At 74.4% G+C, this 20,236-nt stretch carries 16 protein-coding genes; 9 read left to right on the plus strand and 7 right to left on the minus strand.

Annotated features, from left to right (window positions below):
* Window positions 1-380 precede the first annotated feature (380 nt).
* Window positions 381-1,514: an amidinotransferase gene (locus ACQ9ZG_RS08820; RefSeq protein WP_032754109.1), complete on the plus strand. Its 1,134-nt coding sequence runs from the start codon at window positions 381-383 to the stop codon at window positions 1,512-1,514.
* Here ACQ9ZG_RS08820 and ACQ9ZG_RS08825 read toward each other — a convergent pair.
* On the minus strand, window positions 1,502-4,141 hold the full coding sequence (locus ACQ9ZG_RS08825; RefSeq protein WP_499280228.1) for a glycoside hydrolase family 3 protein: 2,640 nt from the start codon (window positions 4,139-4,141) through the stop codon (window positions 1,502-1,504). The genes ACQ9ZG_RS08820 and ACQ9ZG_RS08825 overlap by 13 nt on opposite strands.
* A 196-nt stretch (window positions 4,142-4,337) precedes the next feature.
* Here ACQ9ZG_RS08825 and ACQ9ZG_RS08830 point away from each other — a divergent pair, with 196 nt between their 5' ends.
* Window positions 4,338-4,931 (plus strand): TetR/AcrR family transcriptional regulator, encoded by a 594-nt coding sequence (locus tag ACQ9ZG_RS08830; protein ID WP_018486962.1) that lies wholly within the window; start codon window positions 4,338-4,340, stop codon window positions 4,929-4,931.
* Between the two features lie 62 nt (window positions 4,932-4,993).
* On the opposite strand, the gene ACQ9ZG_RS08835 is transcribed toward ACQ9ZG_RS08830, so the two are convergent.
* The 3 genes from ACQ9ZG_RS08835 to ACQ9ZG_RS08845 form a co-directional block, all read right to left on the minus strand.
* Window positions 4,994-5,791 (minus strand): EI24 domain-containing protein, encoded by a 798-nt coding sequence (locus ACQ9ZG_RS08835; RefSeq protein ID WP_109917549.1) that lies wholly within the window; start codon window positions 5,789-5,791, stop codon window positions 4,994-4,996.
* A gap of 82 nt (window positions 5,792-5,873) precedes the next feature.
* Window positions 5,874-6,302: an organic hydroperoxide resistance protein gene (locus ACQ9ZG_RS08840; protein ID WP_109917550.1), complete on the minus strand. Its 429-nt coding sequence runs from the start codon at window positions 6,300-6,302 to the stop codon at window positions 5,874-5,876.
* Window positions 6,303-6,643: 341 nt separating this feature from the next.
* Window positions 6,644-7,663: an NADP-dependent oxidoreductase gene (locus tag ACQ9ZG_RS08845; protein ID WP_018486965.1), complete on the minus strand. Its 1,020-nt coding sequence runs from the start codon at window positions 7,661-7,663 to the stop codon at window positions 6,644-6,646.
* Window positions 7,664-7,784: 121 nt separating this feature from the next.
* Between ACQ9ZG_RS08845 and ACQ9ZG_RS08850 the strand changes: the two genes are divergently transcribed.
* Complete coding sequence (locus ACQ9ZG_RS08850; RefSeq protein WP_018486966.1) at window positions 7,785-8,210, plus strand: MarR family winged helix-turn-helix transcriptional regulator; 426 nt, start codon at window positions 7,785-7,787, stop codon at window positions 8,208-8,210.
* Window positions 8,211-8,347: 137 nt separating this feature from the next.
* Here ACQ9ZG_RS08850 and ACQ9ZG_RS08855 read toward each other — a convergent pair whose 3' ends face one another.
* Window positions 8,348-9,127 carry an SCO2400 family protein gene (locus ACQ9ZG_RS08855; protein WP_499280230.1) on the minus strand — a complete coding sequence of 260 codons (780 nt, stop codon included), beginning with the start codon at window positions 9,125-9,127 and terminating at the stop codon, window positions 8,348-8,350.
* A 124-nt stretch (window positions 9,128-9,251) separates the two neighbouring features.
* Here ACQ9ZG_RS08855 and ACQ9ZG_RS08860 point away from each other — a divergent pair, with 124 nt between their 5' ends.
* The 3 genes from ACQ9ZG_RS08860 (at window position 9,252) to ACQ9ZG_RS08870 (ending at window position 13,104) form a co-directional block, all read left to right on the plus strand.
* A complete protein-coding gene (locus ACQ9ZG_RS08860; protein WP_181398148.1) occupies window positions 9,252-9,818 on the plus strand; it encodes a hypothetical protein in 567 nt (188 codons plus the stop codon).
* 631 nt (window positions 9,819-10,449) lie between these two features.
* Window positions 10,450-11,487, plus strand: a complete 1,038-nt coding sequence (locus ACQ9ZG_RS08865) for a rod shape-determining protein (protein WP_028415360.1) — start codon at window positions 10,450-10,452, stop codon at window positions 11,485-11,487.
* Window positions 11,488-11,532: 45 nt separating this feature from the next.
* Complete coding sequence (locus tag ACQ9ZG_RS08870; RefSeq protein WP_499281583.1) at window positions 11,533-13,104, plus strand: GAF domain-containing protein; 1,572 nt, start codon at window positions 11,533-11,535, stop codon at window positions 13,102-13,104.
* A gap of 28 nt (window positions 13,105-13,132) precedes the next feature.
* On the opposite strand, the gene ACQ9ZG_RS08875 is transcribed toward ACQ9ZG_RS08870, so the two are convergent.
* Window positions 13,133-13,564, minus strand: coding sequence for an Lrp/AsnC family transcriptional regulator (locus ACQ9ZG_RS08875; protein WP_028415358.1), 432 nt, complete (start codon window positions 13,562-13,564; stop codon window positions 13,133-13,135).
* A gap of 163 nt (window positions 13,565-13,727) precedes the next feature.
* Between ACQ9ZG_RS08875 and ACQ9ZG_RS08880 the strand changes: the two genes are divergently transcribed.
* From ACQ9ZG_RS08880 to ACQ9ZG_RS08890, 3 genes are all read left to right on the plus strand, one after another.
* Window positions 13,728-14,969, plus strand: coding sequence for a nitrate/nitrite transporter (locus ACQ9ZG_RS08880; RefSeq protein ID WP_109917188.1), 1,242 nt, complete (start codon window positions 13,728-13,730; stop codon window positions 14,967-14,969).
* Between the two features lie 779 nt (window positions 14,970-15,748).
* Window positions 15,749-17,359 carry an acyl-CoA synthetase gene (locus ACQ9ZG_RS08885; RefSeq protein ID WP_499280231.1) on the plus strand — a complete coding sequence of 537 codons (1,611 nt, stop codon included), beginning with the start codon at window positions 15,749-15,751 and terminating at the stop codon, window positions 17,357-17,359.
* On the plus strand, window positions 17,349-18,842 hold the full coding sequence (locus ACQ9ZG_RS08890; RefSeq protein WP_499280232.1) for a carboxyl transferase domain-containing protein: 1,494 nt from the start codon (window positions 17,349-17,351) through the stop codon (window positions 18,840-18,842). The genes ACQ9ZG_RS08885 and ACQ9ZG_RS08890 overlap by 11 nt, the downstream gene beginning before the upstream one ends.
* A gap of 22 nt (window positions 18,843-18,864) precedes the next feature.
* Here the strand turns inward: ACQ9ZG_RS08890 and ACQ9ZG_RS08895 are convergent, their stop codons facing one another.
* Window positions 18,865-20,133, minus strand: a complete 1,269-nt coding sequence (locus ACQ9ZG_RS08895; RefSeq protein ID WP_028415354.1) for an MFS transporter — start codon at window positions 20,131-20,133, stop codon at window positions 18,865-18,867.
* Between the last annotated feature and the right edge of the window lie 103 nt (window positions 20,134-20,236).

Consider the following 20,236-nt stretch of genomic DNA (forward strand, 5'->3'; position numbering starts at 1 on the left):
AGGCCCGGAGCAGGGCGAAGGCCCGAAGCAGGGCGAAGGCCCGAAGCAGGGCGAAGGCCCGAAGCAGGGCGAAGGCCCGAAGCAGGGCGAAGGCCCGGGGCAGGGCGAAGGCCCGAAGCAGGGCGAAGGCCCGGGGCAGGGCGAAGGCGGCCCCTCACTGGGTACACGGCCCCGGCGGGGCGCAGGCGGCCCCTCGGTACACGGCCCCGGCGTGGCGGGGAGGCGCGCCCTCGGTACACGGCCCCGGCGGAGGCGCCCCTCGGTACACGGTCCGGCGGTGGCGCGCCCCGGTGCAGGGCCCCGACGGGTGGCGCGACCCCCGTCTCCCCGTTCACCATGGGGAGCGTGATGTGCCCGTCGACGGCCGAGGGTGGTTGATCATGACGACACTGGCGCAGGGGCCCGGCGTCCCGGAGTCCGAGGACGCCGCCCCGCTCGTCTCGCCGGTCAACTCCCACAACGAGTGGGATCCGCTGGAGGAGATCATCGTCGGGCGGCTCGACGACGCCACGATCCCCTCCAGCCACCCGGTGGTCTCCTGCAACATCCCGCCGTGGGCGGCCCGCTTCCAGGGGCTGGCGGCGGGCTACAGATATCCGCGCCGGCTGATCGAGCCGGCCCAGGAGGAGCTGGACGGGTTCGTCTCGCTGCTGACGTCCCTGGGGATCACCGTCACCCGTCCGGACGCGGTCGACCACCGGCAGCGGTTCGCCACCCCGGGCTGGACCTCACGCGGGTTCTGCAACACCTGCCCGCGCGACAGCATGCTGGTGATCGGTGACGAGATCATCGAGACCCCGATGGCGTGGCCGTGCCGGTACTTCGAGACCCACTCCTACCGCCGGATCCTGAAGGACTACTTCCGGCGCGGGGCCCGCTGGACCTCCGCGCCGAAGCCGCAGCTCACCGACGAACTGTTCGAGCGGGAGTTCCGGACGCCGAAGAAGGACGAGCCGATGCGGTACATCCTCACCGAGTTCGAGCCGGTCTTCGACGCGGCGGACTTCGTCCGGGCCGGGCGCGACCTGTTCGTCACGCGCTCCAACGTCACCAACGCCATGGGCATCGAGTGGCTGCGCCGCCACCTCGGCCCCGGCTACCGCATCCACGAGATCGAGAGCCGCTGCCGGACGCCCATGCACATCGACACGACGTTCCTGGTGCTGAAGCCCGGGAAGGCGCTGGTCAACCCCGAGTACATCGACGTCGACCGGCTGCCGCCCGTCCTGGACTCCTGGGACATCCTGGTCGCCCCCGAGCCGGAGCCCGTCAGGGACCTGGTGCTCCGGACCACCTCGATGTGCGGGAAGTGGCTCAGCATGAACATCCTCATGGTCGACGAGAAGCGGGTCATCGCGGAGCGCCACCACACGGGGATGCTGCGCGCGCTCGAGGGGTGGGGCTTCGAGCCGATCCCCTGCGACCTGATGCACTACGCGCCCTTCGGCGGCTCGTTCCACTGCGCGACGCTGGACGTGCGGCGGCGCGGAACGCTGGAGTCCTACGTCGACTGACCCCCGTCCGGCCGGTCCCCGGGGGTCCCGGCGTCCCCGGTGATCTCCACCGTCGTGGTCGCGCGGACGTCCGCCAGGGAGCGGGCCGCCTGGACGGTGTAGGTGCCGGGGACGGTCGTCCAGCCGTACGCCTCCTCGTCCCAGACCTGGTACGTGCGGGGCTCGACGGGGACCGTCACCTCCACGGTCTCGCCGGGGGCCGCCGTGACCCGGGCGAAGCCGGCGAGCCAGCGGGCGGGGCGCTCGGGGGCGTCCGGGGCCGCTCCGGGCGCCGGTTCCGGGGCCAGGTAGATCTGGACGGTGTCGCCACCGGGGCGGGGTCCGGTGTTGCGGACGCGCACGGTGACCGTGCCGGGGGTGGCGGTGAGGGTGTCGTACGCCCAGGTCGTGTAGCCGAGGCCGTGCCCGAAGGCGTACGCGGGGACCGTACCGGCCTTCTCCCAGGCGCGGTAGCCGATGAAGACGCCTTCGGTGTACGGGAGTTCGCCGTCCGTGGGCGTGGTGGCGGTGACCGGGGCGTCGGCGAGGACGGCGGGCCAGGTGGTGGGGAGGCGGCCGCCGGGCTCCTCCGCCCCGGTGAGCACGTCCGCGAGCGCGTGACCCGCCTCCTGGCCGGGGAACCAGGTCAGCAGGATCGCGGCGACCTCGTCCCGCCAGGGCAGCTCCACCGGGGAGCCGGAGTTGACGACGACGACCGTACGGGGGTGGGCGGCGGCGACCGCGCGTACCAGGGCGTCCTGGTGGCCGGGGAGGCGCAGGTCGGTGCGGTCGAACCCTTCGGACTCGACGCGTTCGGTGGTGCCGACGACCACGACGGCGGTGTCCGCGTCCCGGGCCGCCGCCACGGCCTCCGCGATCAGCTCGTCCGGGTCGCGGCGGGGGGTGAGGTGGACGAGCGAGAAGGCGACGCCCCGGAGCGGGTGGCCGGTGGAGGGGCCGGGGCGGTGGCTGAGGGAGACCCGGACGGGGGTGCCCCCGGTGAGGGTGAGGCGGCCGCGCTCGACCGGTTCGTTGAAGAAGGCGCCGAGCGGGTCGGTGCCGGGGGCGCGGTCCTGGGTGCCCTCGTAGAGCGGGTGGCCGTCGACGGTGAGGGCGAAGGAGCCGGTGCCCCGGGTGCCGAAGGTGTGCTCGCCGCTCTCGCGCGGGGTGAAGGTGCCGGTGATCTCGACGGTGTCCAGGGTGTCGTGGGTGACGCCCTCGGGCAGGTCGGCGCCGATCCACTGGATCTGTCCGCCGGGCAGCGGGACGGTGGCGAGCACCGCCCCCTCGGCGTCCCGGCAGACGGCGGTGAGGTCGAACCCGGCGTCGGCGGTGGCGAGTTCGTCGCTGGGGTCGGCGCCGACGGAGTAGGTCAGGGCGCCTTCGGGGAGGGCGGCGGTCAGCCCGTCGAGCGGGGAGACCACATGGTCGGGGAAGACCAGGGCCGAGCCGCCGCCGAGCACCCGGGCGTCCCGGGCCAGGGCACCGGAGAGGGCGACGGTGGTGCCGGGGGCGAGGGGCAGGACGGCGGCCCCGTCGCGTACGCCTTCTCCCTCGCGCGCCTCGCCGCTCGCGCGGTCACGTACCTCGTCGCCCACCCCGTCACGTACCTCGTCGTCCGCCCCAGGCCGCGCCCCTTCGCGTATCTCGTTGCGTACGAGCACGAAGGAGCGGCGGGCGATCTCGCGGGCCAGCGCGTCGCCGTCCACGGGCGCGGGGAGGTCGGCGGGGGCCACGGCGGGCGGGGCGGTCTCCAGGGCTCCGGTGCGGGCGGCGAGCAGCAGGACGTTCCGTACGGCGAGGTCGACGAGCTTCTCGTCCACCTCCCCGGCCCGGACCGCGGCGGCCAGCTCCTCGCCGTAGACCGTGCGCGGGCCGGGCATCGCGACGTCCAGGCCGCCGGTGAGGGCGCCGACGGTGGTCCGGGCGGCGAGCCAGTCGGAGACGATGAAGCCGTCGAAGCCCCATTCGCCGCGCAGCACGGCGTTCTGGAGGTAGCGGTGTTCGGTCATGGTCGAGCCGTTGACCTGGTTGTAGGCCGCCATGATGCCCCAGGGGTGGGCGTTCCTGACGATCCGCTCGAAGGGGGCGAGGTACAGCTCGCGCAGGGGGCGCGGGGCGACGACGTTGTCGACGGTGAAGCGGTCGGTCTCGGCGTCGTTGGCCACGAAGTGCTTGACGGTGGTGCCGACCCCGCCGTCCTGGACGCCCCGGACATAGCCGGTGCCGATCTCGCCGGTGAGATACGGGTCCTCGCTGTACGCCTCGAAGTGGCGGCCGCCGAGCGGGGTGCGGTGCAGGTTGACGGTCGGGGCGAGCAGCACGTGGACGCCCTTGCGGCGGGCCTCCTGGGCGAGGAGGTGGCCGGCGCGGCGGGCGAGCGCGGGGTCCCAGGTGGCGGCGAGGGCGGTCGGTGAGGGCAGCGCGACGGAGGGGTCGGCGGCGGTCCAGCGGACGCCCCGGACGCCGATCGGGCCGTCCGACATCACCAGGGAGCGCAGGCCGATCGCGGGCAGGGCGGGCAGCGACCAGAGGTCCTGTCCGGCGAGCAGGCGGGCCTTGTCGTCGAGGCCGAGGGCGGCGAGGGCCGCGTCGACGGCGGTCCGGCGGAGGGCCTCGGAGTTGCTGGTGCTGGACGCGGCTGCCACGGCCGTACCTCCTGGTCGAGTCCGGTGGACGCCTCCGGTGCGTGCCCGGCGGATGTCTCCATGGTGTCGCGGTGACAGGTAGATCGGTAGGTTTTGTTATCTGTTCGTTATGATGATGGGGTGCGGGTCCGGCGATGACGTACGGTCCTGCTGAGAGCCGTCCGCGTGGGGCCGGGCGGCACGGAAGGCGGCGGCGATGGCACGGGCCAGGAGCGAGGAGCGGCGGGCCGGGATCCTGCGGGCCACCCTCGAAGTGATCGCCGAGCGGGGCTACCGGGGCGCGACGCTGGGGGCGGTGGCCGAGCGGGTGGGCCTGACCCAGCAGGGGCTGCTGCACTACTTCCCGACCAAGGAAGCGCTGCTGGTGGCGGTGTTGGAGGACCGGGACCGCTGGGACACCGGCGGCGGGGGCCGCAGCGGCGAGGACGGGGCGTGGCGGCTGGAGCTGCTGGGCTCGCTGGTGGAGTACAACGCGATGCGGCCCGGGATCGTGCAGACCTTCTCGGCTCTGCTCGGCGAGAGCGTGACGGAGGAGCACCCGGCCCGGGAGTTCTTCACCCGGCGCTACACCCAGGTCCGGGCGGGCATGGCCGCCACCCTGCGCGCGGAGTACGGCGCGACCCTGCCGGGCGGGCTGACCCCCGAGCAGGCGGCGGTGCTGCTGGTGGCGGTGCTGGACGGGCTCCAGTACCAGTGGCTGCTGGACCCGGAGGCGGTGGACATGCCGGAGGCGTTCGAGGACTTCCTGGGGCTGCTGCGGGGCGGGGGCTCAGGGCCTCAGGCCCCGTAGACCCAGGGCCGAAGGCCCCGTGGAGCCGTGGTCAGCACCCCCGGGGCACGGCGGGCACCCGGTCAGACGGCCCGCTCCTGCGGCGCGGCGATCCCGCCGGTGCCGGTGGCCGGGAAGCCTCTGGCCGGGTCGACCAGGTCGCGGGCGAGGAGGGTGGCCCCGGCGACCGCTCCCGGCATCAGGAACACCGCGACGAACGGGACCAGGAACGACAGGGCCAGCGGGACGCCGAAGCCCAGCACCATCGGAAGCCTGCCGCGCAACAGCCCGAGCTGCTTCTTCAGGGGCAGCCCGCGCCGCTGGAGGGCGACGCCGGTCAGCTCCTGGGCCAGGAAGTAGCCGGAGACGCAGAAGCCCAGGGCCGGGACGACGGTCTGACCGACGAGGGGGATGAAGCCGCAGGCGAAGAGGGCGATCCCGAAGAGCGCGACGCGCAGCAGGATACGGACCGAGTCACGGGCGGAGATCCACAGTTCGCGCCAGAGCGGCAGCCCCGACTCGGGGACCTCACCGCCCTCGCTGCGCTCGACCTCCTCCGAGAGCGAGTCGTAGAACGGCTGGCCCACCAGGAGGGTGACGGCGGTGAAGGTGATGACGGCGAGGAAGAGGCCGAGGATGAAGACCAGCGCGGTCAGGGTGGTGCGGAGCAGGCCCAGCCAGGGCGAGGACCAGTCGTCCGCGAACGGGGTGGCCCAGGCGACGAAGTCGTCGGCGCCGTAACCGAGTCCGACCAGGGCTCCGGCGTAGACGACCAGGGTGATGAGTCCGGGCAGCAGCCCGAAGCCGAACCACCGTCCGTGCCGGGCGACCCAGCGCTGCCCCTTCAGCAAGTAGCCGAAGCCTGCCCCGAGATCGTTCATGGGCGTCAGCGTACTGGCGTACGGAGACGGCGAGGACCGCACCCCGGGTGCGGGGTGCGGTCCTCGGAGAGCGGTGCGGTGATCAGGCCACGGACAGCTCGACCTTGATGTTGCCGCGGGTCGCGTTCGAGTACGGGCAGACCTGGTGGGCCTTCTCCACGAGCGCCTGCGCGGTGGCGACGTCGACGTTGGGGATGGTCGCGCGGATGGCGACCTCCAGGCCGAAGCCGCCGGCCTCGGTCTTGCCGATGGAGACCTCGGCGGTGACCGTCGAGCCGGAGATGTCGGCGTTCTCCTGGCGGGCGACGACGCCCAGCGCACCCTGGAAGCAGGCGCTGTAGCCCGCCGCGAAGAGCTGCTCCGGGTTGGTGCCCGCGCCGCTGCCGCCCAGGGCCTTCGGCGGGTTGACCACGACGTCGAGCCGGCCGTCGTCCGAGGAGACCCGGCCGTCGCGGCCGTTCTCGGCGGTGGCGACAGCGGTGTAGGCGACGTCGATCTTCTGGATGGTCATGATGTGCGGATTCCTCCTGTTGGTGCGCCGCGACTCGCGCCCACGATCGCGACGGCCTGGGGACGAGCCTAACGGGTGCCTTCCCCGGGTGGGCGCGGACCGGCCCCGGACGGCTCGGACCGGATCGGTCCGGCCCCGGGCGGGCGGGGCCGGGCGGGCGGGGCCAGGCGGGCGGGGCCAGGCCGTGCGCGGGCGCGGGCGGGACCGGTCGGGGCGGATCGTTCTCCGGCGAACTCGTTCCCCGTCGAACTCGTCTCCCGGTGAGGTCGCCTCCCGGTGAAGTCGCCTCCCGGTGAAGTCGCCTCCCGGTGAAGAGGACCGGTCCACTTCACCTGCGCGGGTCAGACGAGCGAGACGATCATCTTTCCGGTGTTCTCGCCGCGCAGCAGGCCGACGAACGCGTCGTAGCCCTTCTCGATGCCCTCGACCACCGTCTCCTGGTACTTCAGCTCGCCCGAGGCCAGCCAGCCGGCGACCTCCTGGACGAACTTCGGCTGGAGGTCGGCGTGGTCGCCCACGAGCATGCCCTGCAGCCGCAGCCGCTTGCCGATGATCAGCGCCATGTTGCGCGGGCCGGGGGTCGGCTCGGTGGCGTTGTACTGGGCGATCATGCCGCAGATGGTGGCGCGGCCGTGCACGTTGAGCGCGCCGATCGCGGCTTCGAGGTGGTCGCCGCCGACGTTGTCGAAGTAGACGTCGATACCGTCCGGGGCGGCCTCCTTGAGCTGGTCGCGGACCGGCCCGTTCTTGTAGTTGAACGCGGCGTCGAAGCCGTACTCCTCGACGAGCAGCTTGACCTTCTCGTCGGAGCCCGCCGAGCCGATGACCCGGGAGGCGCCCTTGAGCTTGGCGAGCTGGCCGACCTGGCTGCCCACGGCACCGGCGGCACCGGAGACGAAGACCGCGTCGCCCTCCTTGAAGGAGGCCACCTCGAACAGGCCCGCGTAGGCCGTGAGTCCGGTCATGCCGAGCACGCCGAGGTAGGCGGAGAGCGGGGCCAGGTCGGGGTCGACCTTCACCGCGTGCTGCGCGGGCACATGGGCGATCTCGCGCCAGCCGAGGCCGTGCAGGACGTGGTCACCGACGGCGAAGCCCTCGGCGTTCGAGGCGATGACCTCGCCGACCGCGCCACCGTCCATGGGGTGGTCGAGCTTGAACGGCGGGGTGTACGACTTCACGTCGTTCATCCGGCCGCGCATGTACGGGTCGACGGAGAAGTACTTGTTGCGGACGAGGATGCGGCCTTCGGCCGGAGCGGCCACCGCGGCCTCACGCAGCGCGAAGTCCTCGGCCTCCGGCCAGCCGTGGGGGCGGGCGACGAGGTGCCATTCGCGGCTGGACGCGGGAAGTGCTGCAGACATGGGCTCGGGTTCTCCTCAATGTCCTACGGGGGGGGAAGCCTCAGGGAAAAAGCTTCATGACGTGAAACAACCCTGCGCCTTAATATTTCATGTTGTCAAGTAAATCGGTACGCTGGTTCCCATGGCCACCCGCACAGACCCCCTGACCGTCGAGGTCGTCGAGCTGATCGGCACCGTCGTGGCGCGCTACCACGAGGAGTACGACCGTGCCGCCGCCGCGCACTCCCTCACCGGGGCGCAGGCGCGGGTCCTCGGGCTGCTCGCGCTGGAGCCGACCCCGATGCGGAAGATCGCCGTCAAGCTGAAGTGCGAGCCGTCGAACGTGACCGGCATCGTCGACCGTCTGGAGACCCGCGGCCTGGTCGAGCGCAGGCCGGACCCGGCCGACCGCCGGGTGAAGCTGGCCGCCGCGACGGAGACGGGCCGGCAGACGGCCCGGGAGCTGCGGGACTCGCTGGACTTCGCCCGGGAGCCGCTGGCCGAGCTGTCGGACGCGGAGCGGACGGTGCTACGGGATCTGCTGCGGCGGATGCTGGGCGAGAGCTGACCCGCCGGAGCCACAGAGCGCCCCATCCACAGGACGCCGGAGCCACCGGATGCCGGAGCCTGTGGACCTCCGCGCACCACCGGATGCCGGAGCCCATGGGCTGACGCGCACCACCGGGCTTGTCCGCACCACCGGGCTTACACGCACCACCACAGGAAGCGGGTGCACGTCGGGGACGGTGTCGGGGTGGGCGTGGGCGTCGGGTCCACGGTCGGTTCGCCCGGCGGTGGGGGCGCGGGCGCGGTCGTCGGCTCCTCCGGCTCATCGGGCTCCCCCGGGCCCGGCGGATCGGCGGGCGGGCTGTCCGACGCGTCCGGCGTCGAACCGGGTGAGGCCGTGGCGTCGCCGGGCTCCTGGTCCTCGTCCGGGTGCGGGGACCCGGTGAGCGAGGCCGTCGCGGCGGCGCCGGGAGCCGGTGACACCGCCGGACCGGTGCCCGAGGCCGAGGCCGACGGGTCCACGGGCCTGCCCTCCTCGGACGTCACCGGGCCCGGATCCTGCGGCCCTCCGCCCGAGGCGGCACCGGAGGTGGGGTCCGGCACGGGCTCCTCCGGACCGCGCGGCGCCTCCCGTACGTAGTCGGCGGCGCTGTCGTCCCGGCCGCCCGGCTCCATCGCCAGCTCCGCCAGGCTCAGCGCCCCCGCCGCCAGGAGCAGGCCGCCCACGGCGAGCAGCACCGTACGGCCGCGTCTGCGGTGGTTGCCCCGCGCACGCCGACGGGACCGGGACCGGGACCGGGAGCGATCACCGGAAGCGGGCGCGGCGGCGTCACCCGGTCCGCCCGGCGCGTCCGGCAGGGGGCCCGCGGGCGTCGGCACGGGCGGCGCGAAGGGGCCCAGTGCCTCGGCGGGAGTTCCGCACCCGGCGCAGGCCAGGGCTCCGTTGAGATGCCGTCGGCACGGGTGGCAGTAATCCATGGCGCCCGCAGACTAGGCAGGCGCGGTTCGACGGAGGAAGCCGACGAGGTGAGGATCCTGTGAGGAACACCGGATTCCGCGGACAGCCGGTCCGATACGCCTGACCTGCGGGAAGATGGGCGGCATGACCGCTCCCACCCCCTTCGGCCCGCTCGAATTCCAGCTCGTCCTGCTCCGCCGCATGGCCGACCACCAGCCGGAACTGGTCGAGGAGTCCCGCCGGGAACTGAGCGCCTCGCTCGCCGACATGCGGGAGGCCAACCGCCGCTGGCAGGCCATGGTCCGGGCACCCCGGGGACGGGGGTCGCTGCGGCGCTACCGCTCGGTGCTCGGGGAGCCGGAACTGACGCTGAAGCGGCGCGTGGGCGATGTGGAGTGCGAGGCGCTGCTCTGGCCGGTGCCGCTCTGGCCGGACCTGCGCTTCGAGGTGATGGCCGGTCCGGGCGGGGCGGTGTGGAACGAGTGGCTGGTCCGGGCCCCGGGGGCGGCGGGCCCCGAGCTGACCTCCGTACCGTCGCTCCGCCCCTGGTCGTGCACGGTGGACGAGGCGGCGCGGGCCTTTCCTCCGGCGCGGCCGATGGAGGGGAGCGCGCCGACCCGGTGGGCGCTGGCCGTCACGGACCCGGGGAGCGGACAGCCGTATGTCGCGGAGTTCACCTGGGGGCTGTTCCAGCGGCTGCTGCCGGGCTGAGCGGAGCCGGGCCGCAGGCGGCCGACGGGGCGTCAGCGCCTGGACGTGCGGGGGCGTCGGCGCCCAGGGCGGGCGGTCGGGCTGTCGGCGCCGGGACGGTCGGACCGTCGGTCCCGGGCCGGTCGGGCGGGGTCGTCCGCCGCCGGCCGGGCCGTCGGCCCCTGGGCCGGCAGAGCCATCGGCCCCCGGACCGGTCGGGCCGTGGGTCCCGGGCAGGCCGAGCCGTCGGCGCCCCGACCGTTCGGGCGGGGTAGTCGGCCCCCGGGCCGTTCGAGCGGGGTCATCGGCTGCCGGCCGGACCGACGGTCCCGGGCCGGCAGAGCCATCGGTTCCCGGACCGGTCGGACCGTGAGTCCCGCGCCGGTCGGACCGTCGGCGCCCGGTCGGGCCGGGGCGTCGGCCGCCGGTCGGCGGGCCGTCAGCACGCGGACGGGCCGGGCAGTCGGCGCCCGGGCCGGTCGAGCCGTCGGCCGTGGGGCGACCGGCCGTCGGTCCCGACCCGACGGGGCGTCAGCTCGGGGTCCCCTCGACGGACCAGCCCAGCGCGCGCGACCCGGCGGGGGACGCGACGATGCGAGGAGAGGCCGGCTCGCCGCCGGTGCCACCGTCCGCGCCCTCGGGAGAATCCGCCGTGACCGTCAGCCTTGAGCAGTTGCAGCGTTGCCACGTCGCCGTCGATCTCGGGGCCGCGAGGACCCGGGTGTATGTGAAGGGGCTCGGGCTCGTCGTCGACGAACCGAGCGTCGCCGCCGTCAACATCCGTACGGGATCACTCATCGCGGTCGGCGTGCTCGCCGAGCAGATGACCGGCCGCACCCCCGAGTACATCCGGGTCGTCCGCCCGGTCTCCGGCGGCTCCGTGGTCGACATCGAGATGGCCCAGCGGATGCTGCGCCACCTCCTCGGCGACAAGCTCCGCCGCCAGTTGCGCCGCAAGCCCCGGTTGCGCGCCGCCGCCTGCATCCCGCACGAGGCCGATCCGCTGGCCCAGCGCGCCACGGTGGAGACCCTGGTCGGGCTCGGCGCCCGACGGGTGGAGCTGGTGGACACCCTGATCGCGGCGGCTGCGGGGTGCGGGCTGCCGGTGGAGCAGCCGACCGCGACCATGATCATGGCGTGCGGGGCGGCCACCACCCAGATCGCGGTGCTGTCGCTCGGCTCGATCGTGACGGCCGTCCGCATCCCGGTCGGCGGCAACGCGATCGACGAGGCGGTGATCCAGTACCTGCGCCAGCACCACGCGCTGCTGCTGCCGAGCCAGTCCGTGCGCCCGCTCCAGCTGGCGCTGCACGGCAACGGCCTCCAGCTCACCGGGCCCGCCCTGACCGAGATCCACGGCCGGGACGTGGCGACCGGGCTCGCCCGCTCGGTGCGGGTCGACACCGCCGCCGTACGGCAGGCCATCCACACCCCGCTCACCGCCGTCCTCGACGGGGTCGGCAAGGTGCTGCGCGAGTGCCCGCCCGATCTGGTGGCCGACCTCGCGGACCGGGGCATCATGATGGTGGGCGGCAGCGCGCTGCTCCCGGGGCTGGACAAGATGCTCCGGGACGCGACGGGGATGCCGGTGCACATCGCCGAGCGCCCCGACGTCTGCTCGGTGCTCGGCCTCGGAGCGATGCTGGACGGCAAGATCCAGCCGATGGTCCTCAACCCGCTGGCGGGCTAGGCCGAAGGGTTCCCGGACTCCTTGTCCCCCGTCGACCGGCTGCCGATGCTCCTGGAGGCCGTCCTCAGCATCGGCAGCGACCTCGGGCTCCGCGCCACCCTCCAGCAGATCGTGGACACCGCCACGACGCTGACCGGGGCCCGGCACGGCGCCCTCGGCGTGCTGGAGCCCGACGACGACCGGACCGAGGCGCTCTACAGGACCGGGATGACGGAGGCCGAGCGGCATTCCGTCGACCGCCTCCTCCCGGAGCGCCGGGCGGGACTGCCGACGGAGGCAGAGGCGGGGACGGGGGCGGAGGCAGAGGCAGAGACGGGAGCGAAGGCAGAGGCAGCGGCAGAGACGGGAGCGGGGGCGGAGGCGAGGGGCGGAGAGCCTGCCGGTGCGCCCGCTCCGGCGTATCTCGTCGCCCCCATCCAGGTGCACACCGAACTCTTCGGCCACCTCTGTCTGGCCGGGAAGAGTTCGGGCCCCTTCACCGAGACGGACCGGGCCCTGCTGCACGTCCTCGCCTCCCAGGCGGGCATCGCGATCGGCAACGCCCGGCTCTACGAGAGCGCCCGGCAGCGCGAGCGGTGGATCGAGGGGGCGGCGGCCGTCACCACGGCCCTGCTGACCGGGACGAACGCGGCCGACGCCCTGATGACCGTGGCCGAGAGCGCCCGGGTGCTCGCCGGGGCCTCGGCCGGGGTGATCCTCCAGCCCACCGAGGAGGGCGGGATGGAGATCGTGACGGCTTCCACCCTCGACGACCCGGCGGGCATCGTCGGCACGACCATCGCCCCGGGCTCTCCCGTCCTGGTCCAGTTGCTCGGCGGCGAACCGGTCTTCATCGACGACTCCGCCACCGACCCCCGGATGACCACCGACGTACGGTCCCGGTTCGGGCCCAGCATGATGCTGCCGCTGCAGAGCGGCGGCCGGCTCATCGGAACCCTGGCCCTGCCCCGGCGGCGCGGCGCGCCCCCGTACACGGCGGTCGACCGGCTGCTGGCGACCCAGTTCGCCTCGCAGGCCGCCCTGGCGCTGGTGATGGCGGACGCGCAGGCGGACCGGGAGCAGCTCGCGGTGTACGAGGACCGCGACCGGATCGCCCGTGACCTGCACGATCTGGTGGTCCAGCGGCTCTTCGCCACGGAGATGATGCTGGAGTCGACGCGCCGGCGGGCCACGGGTGAGGGGGAGGCCGGTGAGGGGGAGGCCGGTGAGCTGATCGGGCGGGCCGTGGACGAGCTGGACTCCACCATCCAGGAGGTCCGCACCGCGATCTTCGCCCTCCAGCAGCCGCCCGCCGAGGCCCCGAGCACGTTCCGGGGCCGGGTGCTGCGGGAGACCGGGGGCGCCTCGGCGCTGCTGGGCTTTCCGCCGTCGGTGCACTTCACGGGGGCGGTGGACGCGCTGGTGGGCGAGGCGACGGGCCGCGAGCTGCTGGCCGCGCTCCGCAAGGCGCTGGCCGCCGCGCACCGCAGGCCGGGGGTCTCGGCCATCGAGGTGGAGGTGGACGCGACGGTGCGGCTGGCCGACGGGCGGGGCGCCGTACGGCTGCTGGTGGCGGACGACGGCCGAGACGAGGAGGGCGGCCGGTCGACGACGGTGACCTGGCAGGCGCCGCTGTGAGCTCCCGGGGCAGGACGGGAGCCCGCCGTCAGTGCTTCGGCGCCGCCCGCAGGGCGATCCGGGTGGTGGAGTGGGCCACGCCCGCCTCCTTTTTGAGCCGCCGCAGCAGCGAGTCCAGCGCCACCGGGTCGGCCGCCGTGGCCCGGATCAGATAGTCGTGGCCGCCCGTCACGTGCACCACCTCCGTGATCCCGGGCAGCATCAGCACCGAACGCTCGAACTCCTCGTTCGTCGTGTCCAGCCGCAGCGTCACATCGATGAAGACGACCAGGCCCGAACGGGTGTCGGCGGCCGGGTCGACGATGACGGTGAAGCCACGGATCACCCCGTCCTTGCGCATCCGGCGGACCCGGTCGCCCGCCGCGTTGGCGCTGAGCCCCACGCGTACGCCCAGATCCCGGTACGAGATCCGGGCGTCCTCCTGGAGAATGCCGAGGATTTCCCTGTCCAGCCGATCCATACCGCGATTGTCCCAGCTTGTGGCGATATCGGCTGGGGGAAGCACGTGACGGCCGGGGCAAGCGTGTGGTCGCCGGGGCGTGACGGCCGGGGAGGGCGGGTGCCGTCGCCCGGTCGGCGCACTCCGGCGGGCCCCGCGCTCCCCCGCGCCCTTGACTTGCGGTGTGAACTCCGCCGTCAAGCAGCCCCCCGAGCCACCGGACGCCCCCGCCCCGGCGGCAGCCGCGGCCGCGGCGCCGTCCGCCGCCGCGTACCGGAACCTCGTCATGGCCACGATCGGCTTCGCCCTCACCTTCTGGGCCTGGAACCTGATCGCGCCGATGTCCGGCGACTACAAGGACCGGCTGGGGCTCAGTTCGTTCCAGCAGTCGCTCCTGGTGGCGGTGCCGGTGCTGGTGGGGTCGCTGGGCCGGATCCCGGTGGGCGCGCTGACCGACCGGTACGGCGCGAAGCTGATGTTCCCGCTGGTGTCGGCGCTGACGATCGTGCCGGTGCTGCTGCTGATCCCGGCGAGGAACTCGTACGGGGCGATGCTCGCCGTCGGCTTCCTGCTGGGGCTCGGCGGCACGACGTTCGCGATCGGCGTCCCGCTGGTCAACTCGTGGTTCCCGCCCGCCAGACGGGGGTTCGCGCTGGGCGTGTTCGGCATGGGCATGGGCGGCGTGGCGCTCTCCGGCTACTTCACCCCGCGCATCGCGAAGCACGGCGACAACCTGCCGTTCCTCGTGGTGGCGGGGGCGCTGGTGGTCTTCGCGCTGCTGGCCGCCGTCCTGGTCAGCGACCACCCCGGCCGGAAGGTCCCCACGGACACGCTGGCCCACCGGCTGGGCGACGCGGCGAGGCTGCGGGTGACCTGGGAGCTGTCGGCGCTGTACGCGATCGGCTTCGGCGGGATCGTGGCGTTCGGGGTCTACCTGCCGACGTACCTGAAGACCTGGTACGAGATGTCACCGACCGAGGCGGGCACCAAGGCGGCCGGGTTCGCGCTGGTGACCGTCGTCTTCCGGCCGATCGGCGGCTGGCTCTCGGACCGGGTCCACCCGGCGCTCGTGACGGCGGGCGCCCTGCTGCTGGCGGCCCTGATGGCGGTCGTCCAGGCCTTCGAACCGCCCCTGAACCCGACCGGCACCATCGCCCTGCTGGCCATGGCGGCCGGGCTCGGCACCGCGAGCGGCAGCGTCTTCGCCCTGGTCTCGCAGGTGACCCCGCAGGCGAAGGTGGGCAGTGTGACGGGGATCGTGGGCGCGATGGGCGGGCTCGGCGGGTTCGTACCGCCGCTGGTGATGGGCGCGATCTACAGCGCCAAGGACTCGTACGCGATCGGCTTCATGCTCCTGTCCGACCTGGCGCTGGCGGGATGCGTGTACGCGTACGCACGGATGCGGAACCTCCGGCGCGGCGGGTGAGGTCTCCGCTCTCTGCAGCCCTGCCCGGTGCGGCCTGTACGGTCGGCGCCCACCGGGTCGGCGGGCTACTCGATGAGGTCGCAGATGCCTCTCCAGTCCACCGTTCCATCGCCTGCACCTTCGTACCTCTCGCGGCATTCCTCACGGCTCTCACCAGGGCTGTCACCGTTCCCGCCCGGGCCTCCCTCCAGAGGTTCGGTGAACAGCCCGAGGACGACGATCAGAAACAGCAGCGAAAGACAGCCGATCCCCCAGGCCCGGCCCGCTGTCGGCAGTCGGGTGGGGCCAGATGTGGCGGCGGTGTGCACGTACCAGCCTTCGGGCCGACGTGGGGTCGCGCTCGCGGCTTCCTCCGCTGGGGCTTCATCGGCTGTGCCCTTCTCAGGGCGTCCCCGCGCCTGCGATGCCCGCTCTTCGGCTCTCCACCGTTCCCGGTCGGCCTCGGTACGCCAGCGCTGCACGATGCCCGACGGTGTCACACGCCGGACACTCGCCTGGTCGTGCCCGGCCTCCCGAGCGTGGCCCCGTACCGCCGCAGCGGTTGTCACCCCTTCGGCCTGCGCCACGGGACCTCCGCACGCCTCGCATGTCCACTCCACCGTGCCGCCTCATCCACATCGCAGTCGCGAAATTCATTTTCGCAGCAGGGCAGGGGAGTTGGCTCCGAAACCGTCAACTCGTGACGCCGGGAGAACGGCCGCCGTCGGCCGATGGTGACGCTCCCCTCATCGGCACCCGGCACCCGGCCGGGGCCGTCCCGAGCCCCTAGGCTTCCCGGCGTGACCCTCCTTCTTCCCGCGCTCCAGTCCCCCACCGGCCCGGCAGCCTCCCGGGAGGCCGTCCGCTTCGGTGATCTCTCCCTGACCTACGGCCGGTTGGCCGGGGCCTCCGCCGCCCTCGCCGCCCGGATCGCGGACGCGGGCCGGGTCGCCGTCTGGGCCACTCCGACGGCGGAGACGGTGATCGCCGTGGTGGCGGCCCTGCGGGCCGGCGTGCCGGTGGTGCCGCTCAACCCCCGCACGGGCGAACGCGAGTTGGCGCACATCCTGGCCGACAGCAAGCCCACGGCCGTCCTGGCGGGAGGGGCCGACGAGCTGCCGCCCGCGCTGGAGAAGGTGCGGCGGGTGACCGTGGACGCGCGGGCGGAGACCGGGGACGCGACGGCGTACGGAGAAGGCGGAGGCGGCTCGGCGGCGTACGCGGAAGGCGGAGGCGGCGCGGCGGCCTACGCGGACGGCCGAGGCGGCGCGACGGCGGACGGGTACAGCGGAGGCGGTGCCCCGGCGGACGGTGGCGCGCCCGGGCCCGGGGAAGGCGACCCCGAGTCCCCCGCCCTCATCGTCTACACCTCCGGCACCACCGGCCCGCCCAAGGGGGCCGTGCTCCCCCGGCGGGCCGTCGCCGCGTCGCTGGACGCGCTGGAGGACGCCTGGGGGTGGACCGGCGACGACGTGCTGGTCCACGCGCTGCCGCTGTTCCACGTCCACGGGCTGATCCTGGGCGTCCTCGGACCGCTGCGGCGGGGCGGTTCGCTGCGTCACCTGGGGGCGTTCTCGGCCGGGGGTGTGGCGCGGGAACTGGGGTCGGGGGGCACGATGCTCTTCGGCGTACCGACGATGTACCACCGGCTGGCGGAGGTGCTGGACGCCCCGGCGGGGACGGCCGGACGGGACGCGCTGGCCGGGGCGTTGGCCGGGGCGCGGCTGCTGGTCTCCGGTTCGGCTGCGCTCCCCGTCCACGACCACGAGCGCGTCGCGGCGGCGACCGGGCGGCGGGTGATCGAGCGGTACGGGATGACGGAGACCCTGATGAACACGGGGATCCGGGCGGACGGCGTGCCGCGCCCCGGCACGGTGGGCCCGCCGCTCGCGGGGGTGGAGCTGCGGCTGGTGGAGGAGGACGGCACGGTGCTGGAGGGGCCGGAGGCGATCGGGGAGATCCAGGTCCGGGGCCCGAACCTGTTCACCGGCTATCTCAACCGGCCCGACGCCACCGCCGCCGCGCACACGGCCGACGGCTGGTTCCGTACGGGCGACGTCGGCACGGTGGACACGGACGGGTACGTGACCATCGTCGGGCGCAAGGCCACCGACCTCATCAAGAGCGGCGGCTACAAGATCGGCGCGGGCGAGATCGAGAACGTGCTCCTCGGCCACCCCGGCGTGCGCGAGGCCGCCGTCACCGGCGAGGCGGACCCGGACCTCGGTGAGCGGGTGGTGGCGTGGGTGGTCCCGGCCGACCCCGACTCGCCGCCCACCGCCGAGGAGTTGGCGGATCTGGTGGCGGGGCAGCTGGCCCCGCACAAGCGTCCGCGTACCGTGCGCTACCTGGACGCGCTGCCCCGCAACGACCTGGGGAAGATCATGAAGAGGTCGCTCCATGTCCGGTGACTCCCCCGCGTCCGGTGGCTTCCCCCTGCCCGATGGCTCCCCCGCGTCCGGTGACGCCCCCCTGGCCGGTGGCTCCCCCGAGTCCGGTGACGCTCCCGTCGGCGCGCCGTCCGGTGCGACGCCCCGGGCCACCGCCCGCGAGGCCATCGCCCTGCTCACCGGCGGGGCGGGCTTCACCGAGCACCGGCCCCCGTCGCCGCGCACGCTCCCGCCGGACGGCCCGCTCGGCTGGGCGGGGTACGACGCGGCGCGCGCACGGGCGGCGGAGCGGACCGGTGAGGACGAGTCGGTCGTGTACGGGACCGGGGTCGCCGGTGGCCGGGAGTGCGTGCTGCTCGCCTTCGAGTTCGGCTTCCTGGGCGGCTCGTTGGGGCTGCTGACGGGTGACCGGCTGGAGGCCGCGTACGACCTGGCGCTGGCCCGCCGGCTGCCGCTGGTCGCGCTCGTCGCCACGGGTGGCAGCCGGATGCAGGAGGGCATGGTCGCGCTCACCCAGCTCCAGCGGGTGGCCGCCGCCTCCACCCGGCTGCGGGCGGCGGGGCTCCCGCAGATCGCCGTGGTCCGCGACCCCACGACCGGCGGCGGCTGGGCCACCGTGGGGGCGGGCGCGGATGTGGTGCTTGCCCTGCCGGGCGCCCAGATCGGGTTCGCCGGCTCCCGGGTCCGGCCGCCGGACGCCGACCCGTACGCGTACGGCGCCGAGGGCCAGTCGGCGGCGGGCCAGGTGGACGCGGTGGTCCCGGGCCCGGAGCTGCCCCGCACGGTGGGGCTGTGGCTGCGGGCTCTGGGGACGGGCGAGGAGGCTGCCGGTACCGGGGACGGACCCGCCGCAGCGCCGCTCCCCCGGGCCCAGGCACCGTCCTCCGCCGGGCTGCCGGGGAGCGGGCGGGAGGCGGTGGAGCGGGCCCGGGCGGTGGGAAGGCCGCGGGCCCGGGCGTATCTGGACGACTACTTCGCCGTACGGCTCCCCCTCCACGGGGACCGGTCCGGCGGTACGGACCCGGGGCTGCTCAGCGGGTTCGGGCTGCGGGCGGACGGACGGGCCGTCGCGTACGTCGCACAGTGCGGGACCCCGACGCGCCCGGCCGGATACCGGGCGGCGGCCCGGACGATCCGGCTCGCGGACCGGCTCGGCGTCCCCGTCCTCACCCTGGTCGACACCCCGGGCGCCGCCAACGACGCCGAGGCGGAACGGGCCGGCCAGGGCGCGGCCATCGCGGACACCTTCGCGGCGATCGCGGCGGCCCGGGTGCCGGTGACCACCCTGGTGATCGGCGAGGGCGGCTCGGGCGGTGCCCTGGCCCTCGCGGCGCCGGGCAACACCCATGTGACGGCGGACAGTTACTTCTCCGTCATCGCGCCCGAACTCGCGGCGGCCATCCTGAAGCGGCCGCCGGAGGAGACGGGTGCCACCGCCGACCAGCTCCGGCTGCGGCCGCAGGACCTGGTGGAGCTGGGCATCGCCCGGTCGGTCGTCCGGTAGGGCCGCCACGGCGGGGCGGCGGCTACGGCTGCGGGTCGCGGGCGTCGTACCGGGCGAAGCCCCGCCACTTCAGGGCCAGCAGCCCGACCGCCACCACGCAGGCCGCCCCGCCCCCGACGACGGCCACGGCCGGTGAGGTGAGGTCGGCCACCGACCCGGCCAGGAAGTCCCCGAGCCGGGGCCCGCCCGCCACCACGACGATGAACACGCCCTGGAGCCGGCCGCGCATCTCGTCCGGGACCGCCGCCTGGAGCATGGTGTTCCGGAAGACCATGGAGACGGTGTCGGCGCACCCGGCGAGCGCCAGGAAGAGCAGCCCCAGCCAGAGGTGGCGGGTGAGGCCGAAGACGGCGATGGCGGCGCCCCAGCTGCCGACGGCGAGCAGGACCGCGAGACCGTGGCGGCGGATGCGGCCGAGCCAGCCGGAGAAGACCCCGCCGAGCAGCGCCCCGAGCGCCGGGGCGGCCACGAGCAGGCCGGTGGTCCGGGCGTCACCCCCGTACCAGACGACGGCGACCACCGGGAAGAGCGCCCGGGGGTGGGCGAGCACCATCGCGCACAGGTCGGTGAAGAAGGTCATCCGGAGGTTGGGCCGGGTGCCGAGGAAGCGCAGCCCGTCCGTCACGGAGGCCCGCTTGCGGGCCTCGCCCTCCGCCGTCCGGTCGGGCAGCATCGAGGGCAGCCGCCACATCGCGTACAGGGAGGCGGTGAAGGTGACGGCGTCGACGGTGTACGCGGCGCGGTACCCCCACCAGCCGACGATCAGCCCGCCCAGCATCGGGCCGACGAGCGCGCCCGTCGTCGTGGTCATGGAGCTGAGCGCGTTGGCGGCGGGCAGCTGTTCGGGCGGCAGGAGCCGGGCGATCATCGAGGAGCGGGCCGGGGCGTTGAGCGCGAAGCAGACGGCCTGGAGGGCGACGATGGCGTACAGCAGGCCGACGTTCTCGGCCCCGGCGAAGGTGGCCAGGGCCAGGACCAGGGCCAGGAGGAACGATCCGGCGGCGCTGAACAGGCCGAGCTTGCGCCGGTCGACGGTGTCCGCGACGGCCCCGCCGTAGAGCCCGAACACGACGAGCGGCACGAGCGAGCAGAACCCGATGAGCCCGACGGAGAACGCGGAGCCGGTGATGTCGTAGACCTGGAGCGAGACGGCGAGGGCCGTCATCCCCTGCCCGATCCAGGACACGGTGTTCCCGAACCAGAGCCGCCGGTAGTCGGGGTAGGCGCGCAGGGGGGTGAGGTCGGCGAATATCCGGGGGCGGCGGGCGGGCTGCTCGGTCGTATCGGTCACAGGGGATGGTAGGCACGGCCGCCCTCCGGCGGTCCGGGCGGCCCGGGGTGTGCCGGTGGCCCGGCGGGGCGGCGTGGTGAAGTGGGGCGACCGCCCTGCCAGG

It is taken from the genome of Streptomyces araujoniae (assembly GCF_050871195.1).
In the GTDB taxonomy this organism is placed as follows: domain Bacteria; phylum Actinomycetota; class Actinomycetes; order Streptomycetales; family Streptomycetaceae; genus Streptomyces; species Streptomyces bacillaris.

Bases quoted from the DNA above. Each gene is read 5' to 3' on its own strand.
- ACQ9ZG_RS08855 (WP_499280230.1), bottom strand. From the start codon at position 9,127: ATGGATTACTGCCACCCGTGCCGACGGCATCTCAACGGAGCCCTGGCC.
- ACQ9ZG_RS08830 (WP_018486962.1), top strand. From the start codon at position 4,338: ATGGCACGGGCCAGGAGCGAGGAGCGGCGGGCCGGGATCCTGCGGGCC.
- ACQ9ZG_RS08875 (WP_028415358.1), bottom strand. From the start codon at position 13,564: ATGGATCGGCTGGACAGGGAAATCCTCGGCATTCTCCAGGAGGACGCC.
- ACQ9ZG_RS08820 (WP_032754109.1), top strand. From the start codon at position 381: ATGACGACACTGGCGCAGGGGCCCGGCGTCCCGGAGTCCGAGGACGCC.
- ACQ9ZG_RS08890 (WP_499280232.1), top strand. From the start codon at position 17,349: ATGTCCGGTGACTCCCCCGCGTCCGGTGGCTTCCCCCTGCCCGATGGC.
- ACQ9ZG_RS08850 (WP_018486966.1), top strand. From the start codon at position 7,785: ATGGCCACCCGCACAGACCCCCTGACCGTCGAGGTCGTCGAGCTGATC.
- ACQ9ZG_RS08835 (WP_109917549.1), bottom strand. From the start codon at position 5,791: ATGAACGATCTCGGGGCAGGCTTCGGCTACTTGCTGAAGGGGCAGCGC.
- ACQ9ZG_RS08840 (WP_109917550.1), bottom strand. From the start codon at position 6,302: ATGACCATCCAGAAGATCGACGTCGCCTACACCGCTGTCGCCACCGCC.
- ACQ9ZG_RS08845 (WP_018486965.1), bottom strand. From the start codon at position 7,663: ATGTCTGCAGCACTTCCCGCGTCCAGCCGCGAATGGCACCTCGTCGCC.
- ACQ9ZG_RS08860 (WP_181398148.1), top strand. From the start codon at position 9,252: ATGACCGCTCCCACCCCCTTCGGCCCGCTCGAATTCCAGCTCGTCCTG.
- ACQ9ZG_RS08870 (WP_499281583.1), top strand. From the start codon at position 11,533: ATGCTCCTGGAGGCCGTCCTCAGCATCGGCAGCGACCTCGGGCTCCGC.